Here is a 26,242-nt window from a genome sequence, read left to right as displayed (position 1 = left end):
TGGCGAAGGAAAGCTGCTAACAACGATCCCGATCGCATTCCTTTCGGCAGCGTTCACTTTTGCGCCGGCTTCCCCTTTGTCGATCTCGTGGCCTGCGCTAATGTCCACGGCAGGTCTTCCGGCCACGAAAATCATGTCAAAAGGGGAAGGGATATGTCGTCGATCACGGGCACGCAGGCGTGGGGCGCGCTGGAGGCGCACGCCAACGCGGTCAAAAATACCCACATGCGCGACCTGTTCGCACAGGACCCCGAGCGCTTCCGAGCATTCTCGCTGACGCTGGGCGATCTGCTGTTCGATTATTCGAAAAACCGGATCACCGCCGAGACGCTGCGGCTGCTCGTCGATCTCGCGCGTGCCGCCGATCTCGATGGCTGGCGAGCGAAGATGTTCTCCGGCGAGAAGATCAACGCCACCGAAGGGCGCGCCGTCCTGCACGTGGCGCTGCGCAACACGCTCGACAAGCCGATCTTCGTCGGCGGCGAGGACGTGATGCCGGAGGTGGTGCGGGTGCGTGAGCAGATGCGCACGTTCTCCGAGGCGGTGCGCAGCGGCGCGTGGACGGGGCACACCGGCGAGCCGATCACCGACGTCGTCAACATCGGCATCGGTGGCTCGGACCTCGGGCCGGTGATGGTCACCGAGGCCCTCAAGCCTTACCTACAGGATGGCCTGCGCGTCCACTTCATCTCCAACGTCGACGGCACCCACGCCGCCGAGACGCTCAAGCGCCTGCGCCCCGAGAGCGCGCTGTTCATCGTCGCCTCCAAGACGTTTACCACCCAGGAAACCATCGCCAACGCCAGGACGGCGCGGGCTTGGCTGGTCGAGGCGCTGGGCGAGGCAGCGGTCGCCAAGCACTTCGTCGCCCTTTCGACCAACGAGCCGGCGGTCACCGCGTTCGGCATCGATCCCGCCAACATGTTCGCCTTCTGGGACTGGGTCGGCGGGCGCTACTCCCTGTGGTCGGCGATCGGCCTGCCCATCGCCATCGCCATCGGCATGGATCGGTTCGACGAACTGCTCGCCGGCGGCCGCGCGATGGACGCCCATTTCTGCACGGCACCCCTGGAGGCGAACATCCCGGTACTGATGGGATTGATCGGCATCTGGAATTCGAATTTCCTCGGCGCCGAGACCTACGCCGTCCTGCCTTATGATCAGTACCTGCACCGCCTGCCGGCGTTCCTGCAACAGTCGGACATGGAGAGCAACGGCAAGTACGTCACCCGCAGCGGCGGGCGGGTCGACTACAAGACCGGCCCGGTGCTGTTCGGCGAACCGGGAACCAACGGCCAGCACTCCTTCTATCAGCTCGTCCACCAAAGCACCCGGCTGGTTCCGTGCGACTTCATCGCGCCGGCGAAGTCGCACAACCCGATCGGCGAGCATCACGCGCTGCTGCTCTCCAACTTCTTCGCCCAGCCGGAAGCGCTGATGAAAGGCAAGTCGGAAGCCGAGGTGCGCAGCGAGCTGACGGCACAGGGCCTGTCCGGCGAGGCACTCGAGGCCCTGGTGCCGCACAAGGTCTTCGACGGCAACCGGCCGACCAATTCGATCCTGGTCAAGCAGGTCGATCCTTACACTCTCGGCCTGATCATCGCCGCCTACGAGCACAAGATCTTCACCCAAGGAGTGGTCTGGCAGATCAATTCATTCGATCAGTGGGGCGTCGAACTCGGCAAACAGCTCGCCAAGGTAATCCTGCCCGAGTTGCAAAACGACGCGGTGGTCACCGGCCATGACGGCTCGACCAATGGCCTGATCAACACGTTCAAGGAGTTGCGGGCTCGCACCTGATGCCGATCCGCCGCCTGCCCGAGACCGTTGTCAACCGCATCGCCGCCGGCGAGGTGGTCGAGCGGCCGGCCTCGGCGGTGAAGGAACTGGTCGAGAACAGTCTCGATGCCGGGGCCTCACGGATCGAGATCACGCTGACCGACGGCGGCCGGACGCTCATTGCGGTTACCGACGACGGTTGCGGCATGGACGACGGCGAGCTTGCGCTCGCCGTCGAGCGGCACGCGACCTCGAAGCTGCCGGACGACGACCTTCGCCACATCGCCACGCTCGGCTTTCGCGGCGAGGCACTGCCGTCGATCGGCGCGGTGGCGCGCCTCACCGTCACCAGCCGGCCGGCTGGCGGCGCCTGCGCCTGGGCGATCCGCGTCGAGGGCGGACGTCTGGCGCCGGTGCGGCCGGCGGCGCATCCGCCCGGCACCCGCATCGAGGTCCGCGATCTCTTCTTCGCGACGCCGGCACGGCTGAACTTTCTCAAGAGCCGACCGACCGAGGTCGCCCATACCGTCGATGCCGTCAGCCGCCTCGCCATGGCCCGGCCGGCCGTATCCTTCTCGCTCAGCGAAGACGCTCGAACCCTGCTGTCCCTGCCGTCCGCGGGTATCGAGGGCGACGATGCACGCCTTCAGCGGCTCTCCGCGGTCATGGGCCGCGAGTTCTCCGCCAACGCGCTGGCGATTTCGGCCGAGCGCGAGGGCATCCGACTTTTCGGTCATGCCGGACTGCCGACCCTGCACCGCCGGACGTCGACGCACCAGTACCTGTTCGTCAATCGCCGCCCGGTGCGCGATCGCCTGCTGCATGGCGCCGTGCGCGCCGCCTACCACGACCTGATCGCCCACGACCGTCATCCGCTGCTCGCCCTCTTTCTCGACGTTCCCGCCGACCTCGTCGACGTCAACGTTCACCCGATGAAAACCGAAGTGCGCTTCCGCGACGCGGCATTGGTTCGCGGACTGATCGTCGGCGCGCTGAAACAGGCGCTGGCCGCCGCCGGCCACCGCGCCGCATCGTCGGCAGTCTCGGCGCCATGGACCGGCAGCCACGGCGCCAGCGGGCGCGGCGCTTGGCGTCCAATTCCGCCGCCATCGCTGTCCACCGACAGCCTGACACTGGCACTCGATGCCGGCTTCGGCGTGCGCGGCCTTGCCGAAGACGCGGCGCCCTTCGCGCGGGGGCATGGGGTGTCGCAGCCGTCGGCACCGACGCCAGACAGCGACGATGCCATTCCTCCGCTTGGCTTCGCCCGGGCGCAGGTGCACGCCACCTACATTGTCGCCCAGACGGCCGATGGCATGGTCATCGTCGATCAGCACGCCGCCCACGAGCGCCTCGTCCACGAGCGCCTGAAGGCAGCTCTCGCCAGCGGCGGCGTCACCCGCCAGGGCCTCCTCCTGCCCGAGGTCGTCGAGTTGGATAGCACGGCGATCGGCCGCCTCACCGCCCGGCTCGCCGAGCTGGCCGAGCTGGGCCTGATCCTCGAGCCGTTCGGCCCGGGAGCCGTCGTCGTCCGTGAGGTTCCGGCGGTGCTTGGCGATCTCGACGTCGCCGGCCTCATCCGTGACCTCGCCGAGGACCTCGCCACGCTCGACGAGGCGACAGCCCTGCGTGACCGGCTCGCCAATGTCTGCGCGACCATGGCCTGTCATGGCAGCGTGCGCGCCGGGCGCCGGCTTGCTGTCGATGAGATGAACGCGCTGTTGCGGGCGATGGAAGCGACCCCACATTCCGGCCAGTGCAGCCACGGCCGGCCGACCTGGGTCGAGCTCAAGCGCGCCGACATCGAAAAACTGTTCGGTCGGCGCTAGCCTGTGGCCGCCAGTAGGAGCATGCCGCCGTTTCGATGATCGCGACGTTCGCCCGCTGGTTGCTTAACGCCGCTTGCGCCGGCCTGCTCGTTCTTGCCTCCCTCGGCGATCGCTCGACGCTGAACGATCTTGCCCGCCTCATCCCGCAGCCCCAGCCGACGAACGCGATCGTCACAGAAGGTCCTGGCAAGGTGGTCCTGCGCGCCGATCCGCGCGGCCATTTTCTCGTCCGCGCCGACGTCGACGGCCAGCCCATCCGCTTTCTCGTCGATACCGGTGCCAGCAACGTCGTGCTCTCCGCCAGCGATGCCGAGCGTCTGGATCTCAAGGTCGGTGCCCACGATTATACCGAGATCTACAGCACCCCCGGCGGAGTTGTCCGCGCCGCGCCGGTCCGGTTGGGCGAGGTGCGCATCGGCGCGCTGAGGATGCGCAACGTCCGCGCCTCGGTCAGCGCCCAGCCGATGGATGTCTCCTTACTCGGCGCCAGTTTCCTCGCCCGCCTTGGCGGCTACGAGGTCAGCCACGGTCAGATGACCCTGCGCTGGTAGGCTCGCCGGCAGGCAGGGTGCCAGCCGCACCCGCTTCGCCTGTCGGCGCCTTGGCGCGCAGGAACACCAGCCGCGCCGCGCCGTAGACCCGCTCGTCGATCATCGCCCAGGCAAACGGCACGGCGAGCGGCTCGCGCACCGCCACCTCGACAACCGCGATCGCCCCCGATGCCATCCAGCCGCGCAGGACAAGCCCTTGCAGCGCCGGCACCGCGAGGCCGGAATCGTAGGGCGGATCGAGCAGCGCAAGGCTCGCCGGCGCCTTGATTACCCGCGGCGGCGGTGGCAGGCGGCTGGCGTCGAGCTTGAGCAGCACCGCGTTGGCGATTTCGCCGAGACTCGCCGCGTTGCGGCGGATAGCGAGCAGGGCGTCGGCGCTGGTATCGAGGAAAGTCACCTGCGCGGCGCCGCGCGACAGCGCTTCCAGCCCGCAGGCGCCGGTGCCGGCGAAGCCATCGATCACGCCCGCTCCGGCGATGCCCGGCCAGTCGATCCCGTGATCGAGAATATTGAACAGCGATTCGCGCACACGATCGGCGGTCGGCCGCACGCCCACGACGTCGGGGACGCGCAGCACCCGGCCGCGATGGCGCCCGGCGACGATCCTCACCGCTTCGCCTCAGATCCGAGCTGCTCGCGCATCACCTTGGCGGAGATCTCGGCAACCTCGCCGCGCTCGAGGCTGCCGAGCTGGAACGGCCCATAGGCGAGGCGGATCAGTCGGGTGACGGTCAGTCCCAGCGCTTCCAGGACCTTGCGCACCTCGCGGTTCTTGCCTTCCTGAAGCGAGAGCGACAGCCAGACATTGCTGCCCTGCTGCTTGTCGACTTGCGCCTCGATCGGCCCGTAGCGGATACCGTCGACGATCATTCCGCGGCCAAGCCGGTCGATGGCCGCCGGCGAGAGCGTGCCATGCGCCCGCACCCGGTAGCGCCGGGTCCATCCGGTCGACGGCAGTTCAAGTCGGCGGGCGAGCGCGCCGTCATTGGTCAGCAGCAGCAGCCCCTCCGAGGTGAGGTCGAGGCGACCGATCGAGATCACCCGGCCGAGGGCCCGGGGAAGATGCTCGAACACCGTCGGTCGCCCCTCGGGATCGCGATGGGTGGTCACCAGCCCCGCCGGCTTGTGGTAGCGCCACAGCCGCGGCGGAGCCTGGTCGGGCAGCAGCGCGCCATCGACCACCACCCGGTCGTCTCCGCCGACGACGAGGGCGGGGGAATCGATCGTCCGGCCGTTGACCGCCACCCGGCCTTCGGCGATCCAGCGTTCGGCGTCGCGGCGCGAGCACAACCCCGCCGCGGCGATGCGCTTGGCGATCCGCGCGCCGTCCGTCCGCGCTTTTTCCGTCTCCACCTTCTCCGTCCCAGCCCTTTCCCCCCGCCCCGTCTCCGCCGGCTTGGCCGCCGGCCCCGCGCCGCGGTCAGGTGCGCGCGGCATCGACGAAGGCCTGGAATAGCAAGCGATCACCGGGATCGATCTCGAACTCGGGATGCCACTGCACGCCGAGGCAGAAGCGCTTGTCCGGCGCCTCGATCGCCTCGATCACCCCGTCCTCGGCGACCGCGCCGATGACCACGCCCACCGGCACGTCCTTCACCGCCTGGTGGTGGGCGCTGTTCACCGCCATGGTCTCGGCGCCGACGATGGCGTGAAGGCGGGTGCCGGCAAAAACGCGCACGACGTGGCCCGGCTCGTCGCGGGGATTGGGCTGCTCGTGGGCGAGCGCGCCCTCGATCTCGTCGGGGATGTGCTGGATGAGCGTGCCGCCCAGAACGACATGAAGGAGCTGCTGGCCGCCGCAGATGCCGAAGACCGGGCGATCGCTCTCAAGGGCAAGGCGGGTCAGCGCCAATTCGAAGGCGGTGCGCTCGTCCTTGGTGGTCACGCTGGGGTGGCGCTCGCTGGCACCGAACAGCGCCGGATCGATATCAAAGGCGCCGCCGGAGACGATCAACCCGTCGATCCTGGCGAGATAGTCCTCGGCGGAACCGGCATCGGGCGGCAGCAGCAGCGGCAAGCCGCCGGCGTGGGCAACCGCGCCGCAGTAATTCTGCCGCAACGCCAGCCAGGGAAACTTCGAGTAGCCGCCGGGCTCCTCGCGGTCGAGCGTGATACCAATGACGGGAATGGACATGCGCCGGACTTTAGGCATCCACGCCCGCCGGCGCAACGCCAGCCAAGGGGCGGCGCACGCCGCCGTGATGCGAACGCCGCCCCATGCATGCGATTACGGTCTGATTCCGCTCCCGAACGGTGTTACGCTCGCGGAGCGATTGCACACAATAAGGCCAGCAAGGCCAGTGAGACTGAAGCCAGAGGTGACCCGCGCCAGACCCCGCGAGCCCGCGCTGGTAAGACCAATCGCTCAATGGGGAGCAGAGAGGGAAAGCATGCGCGCGCGACGGATCTATCTCGTCAATCCGAAGGCGGACTCCGCCATCACCCGCCCGCTCTATTTCGGCCGGGCACTCTATTCGCCGCTCGCCGGCCTGCTCGCGGTGGCGGCGCTGATCCCCCAGGACCGCTACGAGGTGGTGCTGACCGACGAGAACGTCGAGCCGGTCGATTTCGACCTCACCGCCGATCTGGTCGGCATCTCGGCGATGACCTCATATGTCAAGCGCGGCTACGAGATCGCCGATGCCTTCCGCCGCCGCGGTATCCCGGTGATCATGGGCGGCGTGCATCCCAGCTTCATGCCCGACGAGGCGCTGCAGCACGCCGATGCGGTGCTCATCGGCGAGGCCGAACTGGTCATGCACAAGGTCCTCGACGACCTCGACGGCGACGGCGTCAAGGGCATCTACAAGGCCGACCGCCTGCACTCGATGCAGGACATGCCGCTCGCCCGCTACGATCTGATCAAGCCGAAGCGCTACGTCAACCGCACCTTCATCCAGACCTCGCGCGGCTGTCACCACGCCTGCACCTTCTGCGCCGAGCAGCTGATGTATGGCCTGCGCTTCCGCTACCGGCCGGTGGACGAGGTGATGCGCGAGATCGATGCCACCGGCGCCCGCAGCTTTGCCTTCAATGACGCCGACTTCTTTGGTACCCCGGCGCGCGCCGCCGAGGTGATGCAGGCGCTCAAGGGCCGGCGCGTCTCCTGGCAGGCGGGGGTGAATTTCGGCGCGGCGTTCGACGACCGGCTGCTCGAACTCGCCGCCGCCAGCGGCTGCAACATGCTCGCCATCGGCTTCGAATCCCTGTCCCGCGAAACCCTGCGCAAGGCGCATAAATACCAGAACTCGCCAGAGCGCTACCGGGCGCTGGTCGAAAAGCTCCACAGTCACGGCATCCTCGTCTTCGGCCTGTTCATGTTCGGCTTTGATCAGGACGAGGCCAGCGTCTTCGACGAGACCGCCCGCTTCGTCATCGACGCCGGCTACGACGTCTGCGGCTTTTCGATCATGACCCCCTACCCCGGCACCTTGAACTGGTTCGAGATGCTGCAAAACGACCGCATCGCCTCGTTCGACTGGAACGCCTACGACCAGCATCACGTCGTCTATAAGCCGGTCGGCCTCGGCGCCGAGCAGCTCCGCGACGGCCAGTGGCTGGCCTACGACCGGTTCTATGGGCCGCGCTCGCTGTTGCGCCGCTTCCCGCTGGGCGGCGGGCGCAGCCGCGCGCTGTGGTCGGTCTATAACCTCTTCTACCGGCGCATGGAGATCAGCGAGCGCGACCCGCACGGCGCCATCGCCGCGCCCGGCCTCGCCCCCATCCACACCGCCCGCCCGCCGCTGATGCCCCAGCGCGCCGACTGGCGGGCCCTGATCCTCGGCGGCGAGGAAGCCGCCGCCGCCGGCCCCTGCGACGTCAGCGAACCCGTCTGAGCACACCCGATGCCAGTGACACCCCGCGGCCTTACGCCCTTGTCATGGCACGCGCGGCATCGGGCGACAGCTGCAGCAACCCGCCGGCGTTCGCCACGGCGCTGCAATCATTCTGGCGCAACGCCTAGCGCCGCCGCGTGCTCCCAACGCCAATGATAGCGGAACGGACGAAGCGGACGAAAAGATCGCGGTTTGCCGGATTATCAGGGTCGATAGAGGGCGGATTAGGGCAACGCCCTTAATCCGCCGCACGTCGTGTATCAATCAAAGCACACATTGATAGCCCAACAATTAGCGTGGAATCCGATCCGCCGGGTTCGTCGCGCTCGCAGAAGAAGAGATTATGGGACCACGTTTATTTATATTTGCTTTCGATCTCGATCTCACGAAATGTAACCCTCGGCCTTGTATTAGTGTCCGCACGATGATTTCATCAAATTCAAATAATCTGCGTCGTATAATGGTTTGATCATTGAAATATGCCCTGGCATTATCATAATTCTGGAGTTGATCCACAAGATCAAGCATCATTCCATCGGGAACGTTTTTATACACGGCAGTTCTTACCTGTGGATTATCAAAAAATCTCATCATTCTGTATATAAATTCATCTATATGAAATTGTTTGATGCTCATGCAGTAGTCTATATATCGCCATACTGCAATTATTGGATCTATTTTATCTAATGCATAGAATAGTTTCTTTACATTAGACTGCCCCTTTAATGTGCTTACCGCAGCATGTAAGCTATTTCTTTCACTATTCTGAAGAAACATCCCTATAAAATCATAGGTTATTCTCTCTGGCTCTCCATCAGGAAGCTGCGCAAGTCGCACCTGTGCGGTAACATGCGCTCGACTTCTCTTTGTAAAATTCAGCTTAGTATGCTGAGGAATATCTCCCAAAATAATTTCACATATATCGTGATATGCGATGACTCTAGCCAATTCAACACGATCCCTCCCAGATAATGGGAAGTTAATGTGAGGCAATAGACAATCTGCTGAATGAGCGACAGATAAAATATGGTCGTATATAGACCGTATTGGTAGCTTAGGAACCATGCTCTCGAGTCTTAATAGCTTTCCTGATCGCTCAAGATTCTGCAATGATCTCAGAATTCTCAAATTTCCCACCAATGGAATTGGTATATGCGACCCTTCTAAATCCTTAAGAAAGCGCTCCGTAGACACAAGAATTGGTGTAGAGCTGTCAAATGCGATACTTTCTCCTGCACCCGCCCTCTTCTTTAAAGACCTCAAGAGGGCATCTAGGCCTGTTTTATAGCTAAACGCAAAATCAGCACATTTTTTATCTGCCAAAAATAATGGGATATCACATTTTTCACCAAGCAAAGGCAAGATAATAACCTTAGCGCATGAAATTTCCTGGTAGATCTTTGCGTGCCATTCTTTGCTCACCCACCCCGAGTTAACGGAATTTTGAGTGAGCCACACCGCTATGTACTTTGCCTGTTTCAACGCTTCTTCTATTTTTTGTGTTATTGATTCCCCCACCTCTATTTCCCATTCATCGAGCCATACTGATACGTGACGACTTCGCAAATCTTTTGCAAGTCGAGTTACTGATACCTTATCTTTTGACGAGTAACTCAAAAATACGTCGGACATCCTTCCCCCTAACCTTCAGAATCGATTTTATCAGATTAATCTAGCTCCGAATGGAGTGAGCGCAATCTGCTAATCAGCCAGCAAAAGGAGACTCCGAATCTCACTTCGCTGAATAAGGGTTAAGGTCGCGGTAACGCCGTTTGTGAAACCAATAAAAATGCTTCCATCATCTTGCCTTTTGACACCAACCTTTTGGAAGCGCCGGCCGCGGCCGCGGCCTAGGAAAACCGAACCCCTACACTGAACGAGCCTCCCGCACCCGACATTTGACCCCACCCCGCCCGCTCGCGTATAAGCCGGGCGGGCCACGGCCTCCCGACGGGCCGCGACCCATCTGCAAGGATGGGAGCACACCTGAATGACCACGACGTCGCAACGGCCGAGCGTTCGGCCGGCCAATCCCTGTTTTTCGTCCGGACCCTGCGCCAAGCGTCCGGGCTGGTCGCTCGCCGCCCTCGACGGCGCGGTGCTCGGCCGCTCGCATCGCGGCAAGGCCGGCAAGACCAAGCTCGAAGCGGTGATCACCCGCTCGCGGGCGATCCTGGGCCTTCCGGACGACTACCGCCTCGCCATCGTGCCCGCCTCCGATACCGGCGCCATCGAGATGGCGATGTGGTCGCTGCTCGGCGCGCGCGGCGTCGACATGCTCGCCTGGGAGAGCTTCGGCGATCAGTGGGTGACCGACGTCGTCAAGCAGCTCAAGCTCACCGACGTCCGTGCGCTCAAAGCCGACTACGGCAAGCTGCCGGATCTTTCGCAGGTCGATTTCGCCCGCGACGTCGTCTTCACCTGGAACGGCACCACCTCCGGCGTCGTCGTCCCCAACGGCGAATGGATCGCCGCCGACCGTGAGGGGCTCACCCTGTGCGATGCCACCTCGGCCGCCTTCGCCTACGAGCTGCCCTGGGACAAGCTCGACGTCGTCACCTGGTCCTGGCAGAAGGTGCTGGGCGGCGAGGCCCAGCATGGCATGCTGGTGCTGAGCCCGCGCGCCGTCGAACGCCTGGAGAGCTATACCCCCGCCTGGCCGATGCCCAAGCTGTTCCGCATGACCAAGGGCGGCAAGCTCACCGAGGGCGTCTTCAAGGGCGAGACGATCAACACGCCGTCGATGCTCGCGGTCGAGGACGCGCTCGACGGCCTCGCCTGGGCGGAGAGCGTTGGCGGCCTCGCCGGTCTGATGCGCCGGTCGCGCGAGAACCTCGCGGCGATCGCCGGCTGGGTTACCCGCGCCGGCTGGCCTGACTTCCTCGCCGAGGACCCCGTCACCCGCTCGCGCACCTCGGTGTGCCTGAAGATCGTCGATCCCGGCTTCCAGGCCCTGCCGGCCGACCAGCAGGCGGCCCTCGCCAAGAAGCTCGCCGCGCTGATCGAACAGGAAGGGGCCGGCTACGACATCGGCGCCTATCGCGACGCGCCGCCAGGCCTGCGCCTGTGGGCCGGCGCCACGGTCGAGACCGCCAACCTGCAGGCCTTGTTTCCCTGGCTGGACTGGGCGTGGACGCAGGCGCGCTCCGAACTCGCCGCCGTCTGACACCCCCTCCGATCGGCCCACACCTGGTTCGCGGCGCGCCTGACGTCGGACGTCCGGCGCACTGCGGGCCGGCGATTCCGGTCTACCGAGATCACTGACATATCACGATCACTGGACGAAACTCCCATGCCCAAGGTTCTGATTTCCGACAGCATGAGCAGCCAGGCGGCTGACATCTTCCGCTCGCGCGGAGTCGAGGTGCACGTCCGCACCGGACTCAAACCCGACGAGCTCAAGGCGATCATCGGCGGCTACGACGGCCTTGCCATTCGCTCGTCGACAAAGGTCACAGCCGACATCCTCGCCGCCGCAGAGAACCTCAAGGTGATCGGCCGCGCCGGAATCGGCGTCGACAACGTCGACGTTCCCGCCGCCACGGGGCGCGGCATCGTGGTGATGAACACGCCGTTCGGCAACTCGATCACCACCGCCGAGCACGCGCTGGCGATGATGATGGCTCTCGCCCGCCAGATCCCCCAGGCCAACGCCTCGACCCACGCCGGCAAGTGGGAGAAGTCAGGATTCATGGGGGTTGAACTCGCCGGCAAGACGCTCGGCATCGTGGGCTGCGGCAACATCGGTGGCATCGTCGCCGACCGTGCGCGCGGGCTGAAGATGAAGGTCATTGCCCACGATCCGTACCTCTCCGCCGAGCGGGCCGAGGAGCTTGGTGTCGAGAAGATCGAGCTCGATGCGCTCTACGCGCGGGCCGACTTCATCAGCCTGCACGCGCCATCGACGGAAACCACGCGTGGCATGATCAACGCCGAGGCTCTGGCCAGGATGAAGCCGGGCGTGCGGATCATCAACTGCGCCCGCGGCTCGCTGGTCATCGAGGACGACCTCAAGGCGGCGATCCTCGCGGGGAAAGTCGCCGGCGCGGCGCTCGACGTCTTCGCGGTCGAGCCGGCGAAGAGCAGCGTGCTGTTCGGCCTCGAGCAGGTGGTGGCGACCCCGCATCTCGGCGCCAGCACCGTTGAGGCACAGGAGAAGGTGGCGCTGCAGGTCGCCGAGCAGATGGCCGATTTCCTTCTGACCGGCGCCGTGGTCAATGCCCTCAACATGCCGTCGGTCAGCGCCGAGGAAATGCCGCGCCTGCAGCCCTACATGAAGCTTGCCGGCCAGATCGGCCGCTTCATGGGCCAGCTGGTCGAAAGCGCGGTGACGGCGGTGACTATCGAATACGAGGGCCACGCCGCCTCGCTCAACCTCAAGCCGCTGACCGGCCTGGTGCTCGAGGGACTGCTGTCGCCGCAGATGGAGACCGTCAACATGGTCAACGCGCCGATGATCGCCAAGGCGCGCGACATCGCCGTCAGCGAGGTCACGCGCGAGCGCGCCGGCGCCTACCAGACGCTGATCGCGCTCACCGTCGTCTCCGAGAACCAGACACGGACGATCGCCGGCACATTGTTCAATGGCGATCAGCCGCGTATCGTCGGCATCAATGGCGTGCCGATGGACGCCCAGCTCCGCCCCAACATGCTGCTGGTCACCAACCGCGACCGACCGGGATTGATCGGCCGCCTCGGCACGCTGCTGGGCGACGCTGGCATCAACATCGCCACCTTCAACCTCGGCCGCGATCAGGCCGGCGGCAAGGCGATCGCCCTGATCGAGATCGACGAGGCCCCGAGCGAGTCCCTCCTCGATCAGGTCCGCACCCTGCCCAACGTCGTCCGCGCCAGGGCCGTGCGCTTCTAAGAGTTTGACTTTGGCAAGGCCGTGCGCCGCGTTCAGCTTCGAGCGGCGATGCGGCGCACCGCCGCCGCCATCAAGGTGGCCCATCCGGCCATCAGCAAGATCCCGCCTGTCGGCGCCGAGCCTTGCAGCGGCACCAGCCCGTTGATGCCGAACCAGTAGAGCGAGCCGCAGAACAGCACGATCCCGAGGGTAAAGGCGATGCCGGCGACGTTGGGCAGAACCCGTCCGCCGCCCAGCGCGCTGCCGCCGGCGAGCCAGCCGACCGCCAGCAGCGCGAGGCCGTGGGTCATCTGGTATTGCGAGGCGATCGTGAACATCTCGCGCCCCGCCGGTTCAAGCGCGCCGTGCCGCCCATAGGCACCGGCGGCCACCGAAACGAGGCCGTTGAGCGCGCCAAGAAACACCCAGAGGCGGGAATAGACCGCAGGTCGACCATCATCCGGAGCCGAGGCAGCCGAGGGACGGTTCAGCGCGCCATTCCGCACAGGCCACCGGTGCTGCCACACGGCATGCCGCACGGACCGACGGCGGGCGCCGGCGTCGCCGCCCCGCCATTAATCCGTGGCGCCGACAGGCCTTTTTCGACGTGGGTATCACCGCACTCGGGGCAGGCCAAACTATGTGCCGCCGCCTTTTCTTCGTAGTCCGCCGACGAGGCGAACCACTCCTCGAAGGCATGCCCCTCGGTGCATTTGAGATTGAACACGATCACGGCAACCTCGACTTTAGCATCCGATTTCCTTGTGACGTACGTCCGGTGGAACCACCCGGATTACCGCGGCAGTTCCGAGTGACCCATGATAAACTCGTCGACGGAGCGGGCGCACTGACGTCCCTCGCGGATCGCCCAGACCACCAGCGACTGGCCGCGGCGCATGTCGCCGGCGGCGAACACCTTGGCGATATTGGTCTGATAGGCGCCGACCTCCGCTTCCGTGTCGGCCTTGACATTGCCGCGCTCGTCGAGCTGGGTGCCGAGTTCGGTGAACAGGGCGTCATGCACGGGATGGACGAATCCCATGGCGAGAAGCACCAGATCGGCCGGAATGGTGAACGCGCTGTCGTCCCGCTCTTGCAGCCGCCATGCTCCGTTCTCGCCTTTACCCCAATCGACGCGCACCAGTTCCAGTGCCTCGAGCCGCCCGTTACCGAGCGCTCGCCGGGTGGACACGGCCCAGTCGCGCTCGCAGCCTTCCTCGTGAGAGGTCGACGTGCGCAGCTTCAGTGGCCACAAAGGCCACGTCAGGCTTTTGTCCTCCCGTTCCGGCGGACGCGGCATGATCTCGAGCTGGGTGACCGATCTGGCGCTCTGGCGGATCGACGTGCCGACGCAGTCCGAGCCGGTATCGCCGCCGCCGATGACGACGACGTGCTTGCCGGTGGCGAGGATCGCCTGCTCCTCGGCAACGTTGCGCCCGGCGACGCGGGCATTCTGCTGGACGAGAAAGTCCATGGCGAAATGGATGCCGTCGAGTTCGCGGCCGGGAACCGTCAGATCGCGCGGCGCCTCGGCACCGCCGGCGAGGACGACAGCATCATACTCGTCGAGCAGGCGCTTGGCCGAAACATTGCCCCCGACATGGCTGTTGGGGCGGAACTCAACGCCTTCGGCTTGCATCTGCGCCATGCGCCGGTCGATCAGGTGCTTTTCCATCTTGAAGTCGGGAATGCCGTAACGCAGCAGGCCGCCAATCCGGTCGCGCTTTTCGAAAACGACCACGGCATGTCCGGCGCGGGCCAGTTGCTGGGCACAGGCGAGCCCGGCCGGTCCCGAGCCGACGACGGCCACCTGCTTGCCGGTGCGGTGCAGAGGGATCACCGGCCGCACCCAGCCCTCGCTCCAGCCCTTATCGATGATCGAACACTCGATCGATTTGATCGTCACCGGCTGGTCGATGATGTTCAGTGTACACGACGCCTCGCAGGGCGCCGGGCACACCCGCCCGGTGAATTCCGGGAAGTTGTTGGTCGAATGCAGAACATCCAGCGCCTCGCGGTACGAACCGCGAAACACCAGATCGTTCCAGTCCGGAATGATGTTGTTGACCGGACAGCCCGAGTGGCAGAACGGGATGCCGCAGTCCATGCACCGGGCGCCCTGCTTCGCCAGCTCGGTTTCAGCGAGCGGAACGACAAACTCGTGCCAGTGACGCACGCGCTGGGCGATCGGCTCGTACGAGCGGTCGCGCCGGGCGATTTCCTTGAACCCCGTGGGCTTTCCCATGATCACATCCCCACGGCAACGCTGACGCCCTTACGGGCTGTCGTGCGCCAGTTGGCTTGCATCTGTTCCAGAGCCCGCCGGTAGTCGACCGGCATGACCTTGACGAATTTCGGCAGGTAGTCGCTCCACTGGTCAAGAATCTCGCCGGCGCGCAGGCTTCCGGTATAGCGCCGGTGAGCCGTGATCAACTGTTCCAGCCGCTGGGCGTCATGACGAGACATATCACGCATCAGCTCGACGCGACCATGCGTTTCGAGGTCCCCGCCCTGGTGATACTCTTCCTCAAGCTGCTCATCCTCGTCGGCGATCGGCTCAAGTGCGACCATCGCCATGTTGCAGCGCTTGTTGAACGTGCCGTCCTCATCGAGCACGTAGGCGATGCCGCCGCTCATTCCGGCGGCGAAGTTGCGTCCCGTCGCGCCGAGCACGACGACACAGCCACCGGTCATGTATTCGCACCCGTGATCGCCAACACCCTCAACGACGGCGAAAACGCCGGAATTGCGCACGGCGAACCGCTCGCCGGCAACGCCGCGGAAGTAGGCTTCGCCGTCGACCGCGCCGTAGAGCACCGTGTTGCCGATGATGATGTTCTCGCGCGGATTGAACTTGCTGAGCTTCGACGGATGAATGATCACCCGCCCACCCGACATGCCCTTGCCGACGTAGTCGTTGGCGTCTCCCTCGAGTTCCAAGGTCACACCGCGGGCGAGGAAGGCCCCGAAGCTCTGCCCGGCCGAACCGGTGCAGCGGATCCAGATGGTATCGTCCGGCAATCCTTGGCGGCCATAGCGGCGGGCAAGTTGGCCGGAGAGCATCGCCCCGACGTTGCGATTGATGTTGCGCACCGGGGTTTCGATCTGCACCGGGCGACGCTCGTCGAGCGCCGGCTTGGCCTGTTCGATCAACTGACGGTCGAGTACGCTGTCGAGCCCGTGGTCCTGCACCTGGCAGTTCCGCCGCGCGACGTCGGGACCGACCTCCGGCTGGTGGAACATCCGGCTGAAGTCGAGACCGCATGCCTTCCAATGCTTGATGGCCTGCCGCTTCTCGATCAGATCGCTGCGGCCGATCATCTCAGCAAGCGTGCGGAATCCCATCTCGGCCATGATCTCCCGCACCTCTTCGGCGATGAAGGTCATGAAGTTGACCACATGCTCCGGCTGGCCGGTAAAGCGCTTGCGCAATTCCGGATCCTGGGTGGCAACGCCGACCGGACACGTATTCAGGTGGCACTTGCGCATCATGACGCAGCCGGCGGTAATCAGCGCCGCGGTGGCGAAACCGAACTCGTCCGCGCCGAGCAGCGCGCCGACGATGACGTCGCGACCGGTTCTGAAGCCGCCGTCGACCTGTACGGCGATTCGCCCGCGCAGGTCGTTGAGCACTAGCGTCTGGTGGGTCTCGGCAAGGCCGACTTCCCAGGGCAGACCGGCGTGCTGAATGGACGTCACCGGGCTGGCACCGGTCCCACCGTCGAATCCGGCGATGGTCACATGGTCGGCATGCGCCTTCGAAACGCCCGCAGCGATGGTGCCGACTCCGACCTCGGAGACCAGCTTGACGCTGATCCGCGCCTCGGGGTTGACGTTCTTCAGATCGAAGATGAGCTGGGCGAGGTCCTCGATCGAATAGATATCGTGATGCGGCGGCGGCGAGATCAGGCCAACGCCCGGCGTCGAATGCCGCACGCGCGCGATCCAGTCGTCTACCTTATGACCCGGGAGTTGCCCGCCCTCGCCCGGCTTCGCCCCCTGCGCCACCTTGATTTGCAGATCGTCGGCATTGACCAGATATTCGGTGGTCACGCCAAAGCGGCCCGAGGCGACCTGTTTGATCGCCGAGCGCATGGAATCGCCGTTCGGTAGGGGCTCGAAGCGCGACGGCTCCTCCCCACCCTCACCGGTGTTCGATTTGCCGCCAATCCGATTCATCGCAATGGCGAGGGTGGTGTGCGCCTCCCATGAGATCGAACCGAACGACATCGCTCCGGTGGCGAAGCGCTTGACGATCTCCGATACCGGCTCGACCTCATCGAGTGGTATCGGCGACGGCGCCTTCTTCAACTCGAACAGACCGCGCAGGTTCTTCAGCTTCGCCGACTGGTCGTTGACTTTGCGTGAATAGGCCTTGAATCGCGCGTAGTCGCCGGAGCGGGCGGCGTGTTGCAGCAGGCCAATCGTTTCCGGCGTCCAGATGTGTTCCTCGCCGCGCAACCGGTATTGGACCTCGCCACCGACGTCGAGGGCACCATTCAGCACCGGTGAATCGCCGTAGGCGAGCTTGTGCCGGCGCACCGTCTCGGCGGCGATTTCGTCGAAGCCGATTCCCTCGATCGGGGTGCGGGTACCGGTAAAGTAGGTGTCGATGAACTTCTGTGACAACCCAACAGCATCGAAAATCTGCGCGCCGCAGTACGATTGATAGGTCGAAATCCCCATTTTCGACATCACTTTGAGGATGCCCTTGGAGATCGCCTTGATATAGCGCTTGTGCAGTTCGGCGTCGGTGATGTCCTGCGCGATCTCGCCGCGCAGGTTCGAGAGCGTATAGAACGCAAGATAAGGGTTGATCGCTTCGGCGCCGTAGCCTGCGAGCAGACTGAAGTCGTGGACCTGCCGCGCTTCGCCCGTCTCGACGACGAGACCGACCGAGGTCCTGAGGCCCTCGCGGATCAGATAATGGTGCACGCCCGCCGTCGCCAGCAGCGCCGGGATGGCGATCCGATCCGCACACAGCGCCCGGTCGGAGAGGATGATGATGTTATAGCCCTTGTGCACCACCGCGCTCGCCTTGGCGAAGATGCGCGCCAGCGCCGGGTCCATGCCCGCTTCTGCCTCCGCCGCAGGGTAGGTGATGTCGAGGGTGTAGGTGCGGAACGCGTTGTCGACGTGATTCTCGATCCGCCGGACGCGCTCAAGGTCGACGTTGGAAAGGATCGGTGTGCGCACCTCAAGCCGGCTGTGCCCGGCCGCCCCTTCCGGTTCCAGCAGGTTCGGCCGCGGTCCGATCAACGAGACCAGCGACATCACCAGTTCCTCGCGGATCGGATCGATCGGCGGGTTGGTCACCTGCGCGAAGCATTGCTTGAAGTAATCGTAGAGCATCTTCGGCCGGTCGGACAGCACCGCGATCGGGATATCGCGCCCCATCGAGCCGATCGGGTCCTCTCCGGTCAATCCCATCGGCCGCAGGAAAAAGCGGAGGTCTTCCTGGGTGTAGCCAAAAGCCTGTTGCTGGTCGAGCAGCGTCTGCGGATCGGGTGTCATCGGCCCGACCTCCGGCGGCAGCTTTTCGACACGGATCTGGGTCGCGTCGAGCCACTGCTGATACGGCCGCTCGGCGGCGATGCGCTCCTTCAACTCGGCGTCGTCGATAATCCGCCCCTGCTCAAGGTCGATCAGGAACATCTTGCCTGGCTGAAGCCGCCATTTCTTGACGATCTTCTCCTCGGGAATCGGCAGCACGCCGGCTTCCGAGGACATCACGCACAGATCGTCCTCGGTAATGACGTAGCGCGCTGGGCGCAACCCGTTACGATCCAGCGTCGCGCCGATCAACCGACCGTCGGTGAATGCCACCGCTGCCGGGCCATCCCACGGCTCCATCAGCGCCGCGTGATACTCGTAGAACGCGCGCCGGGGCTCGTCCATCAGCGGATTGTCGTCCCACGCTTCCGGGATCATCATCATCATCGCGTGCGGCAGGCTGTAGCCACCGGCGACGAGAAGCTCGAGCGCGTTATCAAAGGTCGCGCTATCGGACGATCCGTCGCCGATCAGCGGCCACAGCTTGTCGAGATCGTCTCCCAGCAGCGCCGAACGCATCGTCGCCTTGCGCGCCATCATCCAGTTGATGTTGCCACGCAGCGTATTGATCTCGCCATTGTGGCAGAGATAGCGAAACGGATGCGCCAGCCGCCACGAGGGAAAGGTGTTGGTCGAAAAGCGCTGGTGGACGAGGGCGATGGCCGAGACCAAGCGCTCATCCCTCAGATCGGCATAGAACGTCGAGAGGTTCTCGGCAAGGATCATCCCTTTGTAGACGATCGTCCGCGCCGACAACGACGCGATGTAGAGCTGATCGCCGCCGGTATAGCCCTGGTCCCAGATTGCGTGATGCGCCTGCTTGCGAATGACGAACAGCTTGCGCTCGAACGAGTCGACATCGGCGCAGCTGGGGCCGCGCTTGATAAAGATCTGGCGGATAACCGGTTCGATCGGCTTGACGCTGAAGCCGAGAACGCTGTTATCGGTCGGTACGTCGCGCCAGCCGATCACGCTCTGGCCTTCGGCGGGAACCACCTTGGCGAAGGCGTCAATGCACGCCTGCCGCGTTGCTTCGTCGCGCGGCAGGAAGACCATGCCGACGGCATACTCGCCGGGTGCGGGAAGCGAAAAGCCGAGGCCCTCGCATTCCTCGCGCAGCAGCGTATCCGGCACCTGAATGAGAATGCCGGAACCGTCGCCCGCCAGAGGATCGGCTCCGACGGCTCCACGGTGCCGCAGGTTGCACAGAATGCCTAGGCCCTGACGGATAATGTCATGGCTCTTAAGGTTCTTGATGTGTGCAAGAAAACCAAATCCGCACGCGTCGTGTTCGTTATTCGGGTCGTACAGCCCCTGCTTCGGCGGCAGAGCACAATCTCGCATATGGCGCATCCTAACTCGTGGTCGCCCGCACCTCCAATTTCGTCGCCCGTCGCAGAACCCGGAGTCATTATCGTTCGCGTCGGCCGATTTTTCCGGCCGTCATCCGCCCTTGATCGACCAGCGTTCGCTTGACGCGTGCCGGTCAGCGGGCTACTCCACCCTGGCGCTCGGTCAACATCGGACCTTGCGACCAAGATTACAAGGTCGAGGTACCGAGGCAATCGTTTCTTTATCCGATGCGCGTGGACGTGTCATCCCTTCTCGTCGGTTCATTGCCGCCGGGTCAAACGAACAGCGCCTTGCGCCCGCCGGCCCTGGCGCGCGTTTCAAGCATCCTTTCCTGGAGATTTTCGGTGGACCTCATCTCTTATGCGACCGCCGCATTGCTCGGTATCGTCGAAGGCTTGACCGAATTCATCCCGGTGTCCTCGACCGGGCATCTCATCCTGCTCGTCGACCTTCTCGGATTCCGCGGACCCGCGGGCCACGTCTTTGAAATCGCCATTCAGTTCGGCGCCATTCTTGCCATCTGCTGGCTGTATCGATCCAAGTTCATCCACGTTGCGAGCGGACTGTTCTCCGATCCTACAGCGCAACGATTCACCCTCAATCTGTTCATGGGATTTTTGCCGGCGATGGTCATCGGCGCGTTTGCCCATGACTTTATCAAGGGTGTGTTGTTCAACCCTTGGGTCGTGGCGACGATGCTGGTTGTCGGCGGCTTCGCCATCCTCGCCATCGAACGCTGGCACTCGAAAACCGACGTTCGCCAAATTGATGCGATTACACCGATGCTGGCGTTGAAGATCGGCTTTTGTCAGTGTGTGGCGATGATTCCCGGCGTTTCCCGCTCCGGCGCGACGATCATGGGCGCGTTGCTGCTCGGGGTCGGCCGGGCAACGGCGACCGAGTTTTCCTTTTTCCTCGCCGTTCCGACGATGCTGGCGGCGACGCTCTACGACATTTATAAAAACTGGTCGGTTCTTACCTTTGGCGACTTTCCAATCATTGCCCTCGGCTTTGGTTGTGCCTTCATCGCGGCGCTGATCGTCGTCCGCACCCTGATCTCGTTCGTCTCCCGCAATGGGTTTGCGCCGTTCGCCTTTTATCGAATTGTGCTGGGTGCCGGCATGCTTGCCATCCTTTCGATGCGGTAACGACGGCGGCACGTGTCGCGACCGTTCGCGGTGGGGCCGTCGGCCGCCATCGCGACGGCCGGGAGGCGGCAGAATGGATCGCAAGGCGGGTCGCGAGCAGCAGCGCGCGACCCCGTCCAGAAAACGAATGGATCGTTCAGGCATTGTGATCGTTTTTAGATCGGAGATAATCGCATCCGGCCGAAGGACCATTCGACATGATGCCACCCCCCCAAATGTTTGCCCCCTTCGCGGTCCGACGACTGTGGGGCCCAAAAGCGAATTCGGTTGCGGGCTGGAGACGGACGGGCATTCAGGCCCTGCGGATCGCCTATGCCGTCGCCCGCGACAACACCACCGGGCGGTTGGGGCTGCACGCCGCGAGCCTCGTCTACACGTCGACGTTATCCCTAGTGCCGATCCTCGCTCTCGGATTTTCCGTCCTCAAAGGGTTCGGGATTCATTACCGCTTCGAGCCGCTGTTGCTCCAGGCTCTCTCTCCGCTCGGCGGCCAGGCGAGCAGGGTCACCGACCAGATCATGGAGTTCGTCGACAAGATGGACGTGGGCGTGCTGGGCGTCGTCGGCGTCGCCGCCCTGTTCTATACCGCGATATCCGTCGTCCAGAAGATCGAGACCGCCTGCAACGACATCTGGCATGTCGGTCAGGCCCGCCCCATGACGCGGAAATTCACCGATTATCTCAGCGTCCTTCTGATCGGACCGGTGCTGCTGTTTTCAGCCCTCGGCATCGTCGGCTCTTTGATCGCGAGTCCCACGGTACAGCAGCTCTCGGCCATTCCGCCGCTCGGCCTGCTGATCGATACCTTGGGCCGTCTGGTGCCGTTCCTGCTTTTGCTGTGCGCGTTTACCTTTATCTATAAGTTTCTGCCCAATACGCGCGTCCCGCTCTCATCTGCCTTCGTGGGCGGCGTCGTCGGCACCGTGCTGTGGACGATCGCCGGTATCGCCTTTGCCGAATTCGCCAAGGGCACATCGAGCTACGAAGCGATCTATTCGGCGCTCGCGTCGCTGATCCTGTTCTTTTTGTGGCTGAACGTCAGTTGGCTGGTGGTGCTGATCGGCGTCGACGTTTCCTACTACCATGCCCACCCGGAATCTTTGCTCGGCGGCGCCGACGATCCCCTGATCAACAATCTCGGTCGCGAACGCGTGGCGCTGGCGGCAGTCGGAGCGATCGCGGCCGCGCAATACAAGCGCCAGCCGGCGATGACCCCGGATGCCATTGCCGATCGCATCAAGGCATCGCCGCAGGCCGTCTCTCAGATTCTCGAGACGCTACGCAGCGGCGGCCTGCTCACGACCTCCGCCGACGATCCCCCACGCTGGCTGTCGACACGCCCGTTCGACGCCCTGCCGGTCAAGGAGGTGGTGGACGTCGTGCGCAATTATCCCAAACCGGCGCACGTTTCATCGCCGCCGGGCGGCGCCGCCGTCGACGACATCGAGGCGCGGATCGAGCACGCGCTCGCCGATGCACTCGACAGCACGACGGTGCGTGACCTCGCGCTTGACCAGACCGACAAAGATGCCGACGCGCAGATACGGCGACGCTCCATCGCCGCGCGCGCAACTCCCGCTTCCATCGGCGCTGCGGCCGAGAACCCATGACGGCCGCATCAAATCCTTCGGAGGTTTCCCTCACAGCCGGATCGTCCGCCGCAGGCAACAACGGAGGCCAAGGCCCCGGACGACGGCGCGGACGCCGGATCGCGACGATCGCCGCGATCGTCCTCGGGTTTCTGGCGCTGATCGCCCTCCTCGTTCTCGTTGCTCCCCGCTACGTCGCTCGTTACGTCGCCAATCATTACCTCGCCGGCATGCAGATCGACGTCGAGGGGGTCAAGACGATCGACATCGACATTCCGCGCGGCGAGATCTCGATCGGTCCCGTGCGCTTTCATGCCGGCGAAGCCGATCCCGGCTCCGTCGGGCGCCTCGGCCTGACGCTCAGCCTGCGCAATCTCATCGAGCGCCAGGCACTGCTGGAATCGGTGGTGCTCTCTGACCTTGTCGTCGCCATCCACCAGACCGGGGACGGAGAGCTCATTATCAACGGCATCTCGTTGCGACAGTTCCTCGCCGAAGAGGCGGGCGAACCGGCACCGAAGGCCGAAAACGAAGCCGCCCCGGCGGCGGCGTCGGGATGGGGTACCGGGGTCGACAATCTGCAGGCACGCAACGTTCTCGTTACCTTCACCAACAAGGATGGCGGTACCGCCGCGCTTACGGTTCAAGAACTCGACCTGCGCGGATTCCGTTCGTGGGAGCCGAACAAGCCGGGATCGTTCTCGCTCGTCGCCGACGTCAACGGCATCACCGTCTCGGCGACCGGCGAGGCCCGACCGTTCGCCGAAAAAATCACCACCACCTCCGATATCACCGTCGACGGCATCGAACTGCAGCGGATCGAGCGATTCACCGGCCCGCTCGGTCTTGCGACCAGCGCCGGCACCGTCACTCTTTATGCCAAAAGCGAACTCGCCTTATTCCCCGATAGCCGAATCGAAGGCCACACCAGCACCAACGTCGTGCTCGCCAATGTCGATGTTTCCAAGACCGATAGCGGCGCGCTCAAGGTCGACCAAGGCAGCGTTACCGTCGACGGCTCCTTCGTCGTCGGCGAAAACAGCGACCTCAGCGCCGACGGTACCGTGCAGGCGAAGCTCAACGAGGCGTCGGGGCATGCCGTCGGCGGCGCGTCGCTGGCGCTGGCATCGGCAGAGCTGGGCCTCGCCGATGTCGCCTTCCGCCGCACCAGCGACGGTGCGATCGATGCGTCCGCCCGCCCCGACTTTTTCATCGAACGGCCGGCAGTCAGCGAGCCGATACGCGGCAACGCCGAGAAAATCGCGGTAAAGGCATCATCGCTGAAATTCGCCTCCACCGCCGAAGGCGCGATGACGGTGCGTCTCGATGCCGGAGCGGATGGGGATGGCGAACGCCTCAAGATCGACCTTGCCAAACTCGCACTGGCCTCCCCGGTCGAGGCAAGCGCCGATTCCATCGTCCTTGATGTGACCGCGCTCAGCGCCGATATCGCAGCCATCGATGCGACGGCACCCCAGCGCACCACCGCTTCGGCAAAGGCGACGGCGACGCTCGCCAATGCTTCGCTGCGAACAGCGCAGGAAGGCGCGGCGGCCCCGATCGCGGCATCGCTCGCCGCGTTGAAGGCATCCCTCGGCGAGCTTTCGCTGACCCTTGATGGCGAGCGGCTCAAGATGAATGTCGCGCCCGACATCGCCGCCAAGCAGATCACCGTGAGCCTGCCTCAGCCGGGCGGCGGTGAACAACGGATTGGCGCCGATGCGCTCGATGTGACCGCATCGCCGCTGTCCGTGGAGGCCAACGCCGGGCGGGCGGCGATTGCGGGCAACGCCGAAGCTCGCTTGACGTCATTGTCGGGTGCGCTGCCGGCCGCCGGTGATGCCCCCGCGGTTGAATTCGCCGTCGGCGGCGCCGAAGCCAAGCTCGACGAACTGCACCTCGCCAGCAGCGAGACCGGCACCAAGGGCGGCGGGAAGCTGAACGTTGCGATCACCGATGTGGCCAGCACCTGGGGCAGCGCGCCGTCGCCGAGCCCGCAGCCGACAGCGCGGTCGCGCCGCGCCGGCGCCGCGCCGGCCACGCCCTCGGCGGTGCCGGGAGGACGCGCCGCAGCGGCGAAAATCGCCATCTCGGCATCGCCGTTCGACCTGACCCAGCAGCCGGAATCGACGCTCTTCACAACCAACGCCACCGCCAGTCTATCCAAGGCTCAGGCCAGCGTCCCGGCGGCTGCGGGGGAACCGGCAATCGAGGTTTCCCTCGAAAACGGTGAGATCGCCTTGTCCGACCTCGGTGCTGCGGTGAAAGGCGACGCCGTTTCGCTCAAGGCGCAAGGCTCGTCGCAACTCGCGCGATTCGCCGCGCGGCTGCCGCATGTCAAGGACAAGCCATCCGCCGATATCGGTCTTGACGCCCTGCGCACGCGTCTCGATGCCGTCAATGTGTCGCAAGACCCGCGCGGACAGACGTGGGATGCCCGCGCCGATCTGCAGGCGGAAGGCATCTCGACGATCGTCGAGGCCGGCAAGCTCGCGACCTTGAAGATGCGCACGCTGAGCGTGGGCGATGTGCAAGTGAACAGCCGCAAGCGGATCGATATCGGCCGCATCGTTCTCGACAGCCTTGATGTCTTCGCCAGCCGCGCCTACCTGACCGGCACGGCGGCAGACGACAGCCGGCCAAAGGAAGCGGCCGAAACCGTCACCCAGGCCTCCGAGCAAGGATGGCGGTTCCGCCTCGGCAGCCTCGGCATCGCCAATCCCGCGGAAATTCGCCTGCGCGACGATTCGATCGTCCCCAACGCCAACTTCACCGTCGGCGTCAAGGCGCTGCAGGTTTTGAACGTCGATTCCGGCGATCCCAGCCAGCAGGCGACGTTGAGACTGGAAGCAACCATCAACGAGTTTACCGACCTCGCGCTCGCCGGCTGGGCGGCGCCGTTCGGCAAGGCGCCATCCTTTGATCTGAACGGCCGCCTGCAGCGGCTCGAATTGCCGCCGCTCTCGCCCTACGCTGCGCAGGCGATCGGCGTCAACGTCGAAAGCGGCCGGCTTAACCTCGACGTCAGCGCCACGGCGACACAGGGCAAGCTTAACGGCAACATCGATGTCGGTCTGCGCGACCTGAACTTCAGCGCCCTGTCGCCGGAGGATGCCGCCCGGCTGTCGGCCTCGGTCGGTGTGCCGATCGAAACGGTGGTCGGCCTGCTCCAGGACAGCCAGGGCCGGATCAAGCTCAAGCTGCCGGTCTCGGGGGAACTGAACAGTCCCAGCTTCGATCTTTCCGACGCGATCAGCCAGGCGGTCGGCGGCGCGCTGCAGGCGGCCGTCCTCGCCCCCTTCCAGCTCGCCTTCGCGCCGGTGGCGCTCATTGCCAGCGTCGCGGGCGGCGGAGGCATGACCTTCGAGCCCGTGCCGTTCGAGCCGAACAGTTCCGCGCTGAACGGGACCGCCAAGGACATGGCGGCGGGATTGGTCCGCGTCCTTACCGAGCGCGACAAGCTTTCGCTCAAGGTCTGCGGCCGGTCGACCATCCAGGACCTCGATGCCGCGCTCGTTGAAGCCGGGGCACCGGCGAGCGGGCCGGGCCGCGACAAAAAGGCCGAGGAGCTCGCCGGATGGCTATGGTCCCTGGCCGGCGAACGCACTGCCAATTTCCGCCGGGCGCTGATCGACGCCGGCGCGAACGCCCGGCAGGTCAGCGAATGCCGAACCGCCTATGATCCGAAGGATACCAAGCCGCCGCGCGTCGAGGTCACGCTTTAGGATCGCGGCGGCCAGTCTTTACCGCCGGCG

General features: G+C 64.6%; 17 protein-coding genes. 9 read left to right on the top strand and 8 right to left on the bottom strand.

Annotation, left to right across the window (positions count from 1 at the left end):
* Nucleotides 1-153 precede the first annotated feature (153 nt).
* From pgi to IPK66_14870, 3 genes are read left to right on the top strand one after another with little or no spacing between them, the layout of a single operon-like run.
* Nucleotides 154-1,800, top strand: a complete 1,647-nt coding sequence (gene pgi, locus IPK66_14880; GenBank protein MBK8176499.1) for a glucose-6-phosphate isomerase — start codon at nucleotides 154-156, stop codon at nucleotides 1,798-1,800.
* Complete coding sequence (gene mutL / locus IPK66_14875) at nucleotides 1,800-3,608, top strand: DNA mismatch repair endonuclease MutL (GenBank protein MBK8176498.1); 1,809 nt, start codon at nucleotides 1,800-1,802, stop codon at nucleotides 3,606-3,608. Before pgi ends, mutL begins: the two co-directional genes overlap by 1 nt.
* A 35-nt stretch (nucleotides 3,609-3,643) precedes the next feature.
* Nucleotides 3,644-4,159, top strand: coding sequence for a TIGR02281 family clan AA aspartic protease (locus IPK66_14870; protein MBK8176497.1), 516 nt, complete (start codon nucleotides 3,644-3,646; stop codon nucleotides 4,157-4,159).
* On the opposite strand, the gene rsmD is transcribed toward IPK66_14870, so the two are convergent.
* From rsmD to IPK66_14855, 3 genes are read right to left on the bottom strand one after another with little or no spacing between them, the layout of a single operon-like run.
* The gene (gene rsmD / locus IPK66_14865) at nucleotides 4,128-4,769 is read right to left on the bottom strand and encodes a 16S rRNA (guanine(966)-N(2))-methyltransferase RsmD (protein ID MBK8176496.1); all 642 of its coding nucleotides are present in this window, start codon (nucleotides 4,767-4,769) and stop codon (nucleotides 4,128-4,130) included. The two genes, IPK66_14870 and rsmD, sit on opposite strands and share 32 nt — an antisense overlap.
* Nucleotides 4,766-5,596 carry a pseudouridine synthase gene (locus IPK66_14860; protein ID MBK8176495.1) on the bottom strand — a complete coding sequence of 277 codons (831 nt, stop codon included), beginning with the start codon at nucleotides 5,594-5,596 and terminating at the stop codon, nucleotides 4,766-4,768. Before IPK66_14860 ends, rsmD begins: the two co-directional genes overlap by 4 nt.
* Nucleotides 5,580-6,293, bottom strand: coding sequence for a gamma-glutamyl-gamma-aminobutyrate hydrolase family protein (locus IPK66_14855; protein MBK8176494.1), 714 nt, complete (start codon nucleotides 6,291-6,293; stop codon nucleotides 5,580-5,582). The genes IPK66_14860 and IPK66_14855 overlap by 17 nt, the downstream gene beginning before the upstream one ends.
* 256 nt (nucleotides 6,294-6,549) lie before the next feature.
* Here IPK66_14855 and IPK66_14850 point away from each other — a divergent pair, with 256 nt between their 5' ends.
* The gene (locus tag IPK66_14850; GenBank protein ID MBK8176493.1) at nucleotides 6,550-7,995 is read left to right on the top strand and encodes a B12-binding domain-containing radical SAM protein; all 1,446 of its coding nucleotides are present in this window, start codon (nucleotides 6,550-6,552) and stop codon (nucleotides 7,993-7,995) included.
* A gap of 291 nt (nucleotides 7,996-8,286) precedes the next feature.
* Here the strand turns inward: IPK66_14850 and IPK66_14845 are convergent, their stop codons facing one another.
* Nucleotides 8,287-9,627 (bottom strand): TIR domain-containing protein, encoded by a 1,341-nt coding sequence (locus tag IPK66_14845; GenBank protein MBK8176492.1) that lies wholly within the window; start codon nucleotides 9,625-9,627, stop codon nucleotides 8,287-8,289.
* 358 nt (nucleotides 9,628-9,985) lie between these two features.
* Between IPK66_14845 and IPK66_14840 the strand changes: the two genes are divergently transcribed.
* On the top strand, nucleotides 9,986-11,161 hold the full coding sequence (locus IPK66_14840) for a phosphoserine transaminase (protein MBK8176491.1): 1,176 nt from the start codon (nucleotides 9,986-9,988) through the stop codon (nucleotides 11,159-11,161).
* A 126-nt stretch (nucleotides 11,162-11,287) separates the two neighbouring features.
* Nucleotides 11,288-12,865, top strand: a complete 1,578-nt coding sequence (locus IPK66_14835; protein MBK8176490.1) for a phosphoglycerate dehydrogenase — start codon at nucleotides 11,288-11,290, stop codon at nucleotides 12,863-12,865.
* 32 nt (nucleotides 12,866-12,897) lie between these two features.
* Here IPK66_14835 and IPK66_14830 read toward each other — a convergent pair whose 3' ends face one another.
* The 4 genes from IPK66_14830 to gltB are packed head-to-tail and all read right to left on the bottom strand — an operon-like array spanning nucleotide 12,898 to nucleotide 19,741.
* On the bottom strand, nucleotides 12,898-13,350 hold the full coding sequence (locus IPK66_14830; GenBank protein ID MBK8176489.1) for a DUF423 domain-containing protein: 453 nt from the start codon (nucleotides 13,348-13,350) through the stop codon (nucleotides 12,898-12,900).
* A complete protein-coding gene (locus tag IPK66_14825; GenBank protein ID MBK8176488.1) occupies nucleotides 13,332-13,577 on the bottom strand; it encodes a DUF1178 family protein in 246 nt (81 codons plus the stop codon). Before IPK66_14825 ends, IPK66_14830 begins: the two co-directional genes overlap by 19 nt.
* Before the next feature lie 60 nt (nucleotides 13,578-13,637).
* Nucleotides 13,638-15,089, bottom strand: coding sequence for a glutamate synthase subunit beta (locus IPK66_14820; protein MBK8176487.1), 1,452 nt, complete (start codon nucleotides 15,087-15,089; stop codon nucleotides 13,638-13,640).
* A 2-nt stretch (nucleotides 15,090-15,091) separates the two neighbouring features.
* Nucleotides 15,092-19,741 (bottom strand): glutamate synthase large subunit, encoded by a 4,650-nt coding sequence (gltB, locus tag IPK66_14815; protein ID MBK8176486.1) that lies wholly within the window; start codon nucleotides 19,739-19,741, stop codon nucleotides 15,092-15,094.
* A 236-nt stretch (nucleotides 19,742-19,977) separates the two neighbouring features.
* Here gltB and IPK66_14810 point away from each other — a divergent pair, with 236 nt between their 5' ends.
* The 3 genes from IPK66_14810 to IPK66_14800 all read left to right on the top strand — a co-directional run bounded on the left by IPK66_14810 (nucleotide 19,978) and on the right by IPK66_14800 (nucleotide 26,212).
* Nucleotides 19,978-20,898: an undecaprenyl-diphosphate phosphatase gene (locus tag IPK66_14810; GenBank protein MBK8176485.1), complete on the top strand. Its 921-nt coding sequence runs from the start codon at nucleotides 19,978-19,980 to the stop codon at nucleotides 20,896-20,898.
* 197 nt (nucleotides 20,899-21,095) lie between these two features.
* Nucleotides 21,096-22,508 carry a YihY family inner membrane protein gene (locus IPK66_14805; protein MBK8176484.1) on the top strand — a complete coding sequence of 471 codons (1,413 nt, stop codon included), beginning with the start codon at nucleotides 21,096-21,098 and terminating at the stop codon, nucleotides 22,506-22,508.
* On the top strand, nucleotides 22,505-26,212 hold the full coding sequence (locus IPK66_14800; GenBank protein ID MBK8176483.1) for a DUF748 domain-containing protein: 3,708 nt from the start codon (nucleotides 22,505-22,507) through the stop codon (nucleotides 26,210-26,212). Before IPK66_14805 ends, IPK66_14800 begins: the two co-directional genes overlap by 4 nt.
* The last annotated feature ends 30 nt before the right edge of the window (nucleotides 26,213-26,242 follow it).

The sequence above is a fragment of the Rhodospirillales bacterium genome (genome assembly GCA_016712595.1).
In the GTDB taxonomy this organism is placed as follows: Bacteria; Pseudomonadota; Alphaproteobacteria; order Rhodospirillales; family Defluviicoccaceae; genus Defluviicoccus.
The sequence above is the reverse complement of the archived record's forward strand: the minus strand, read 5'-3'. Positions and strand labels throughout refer to the sequence as shown.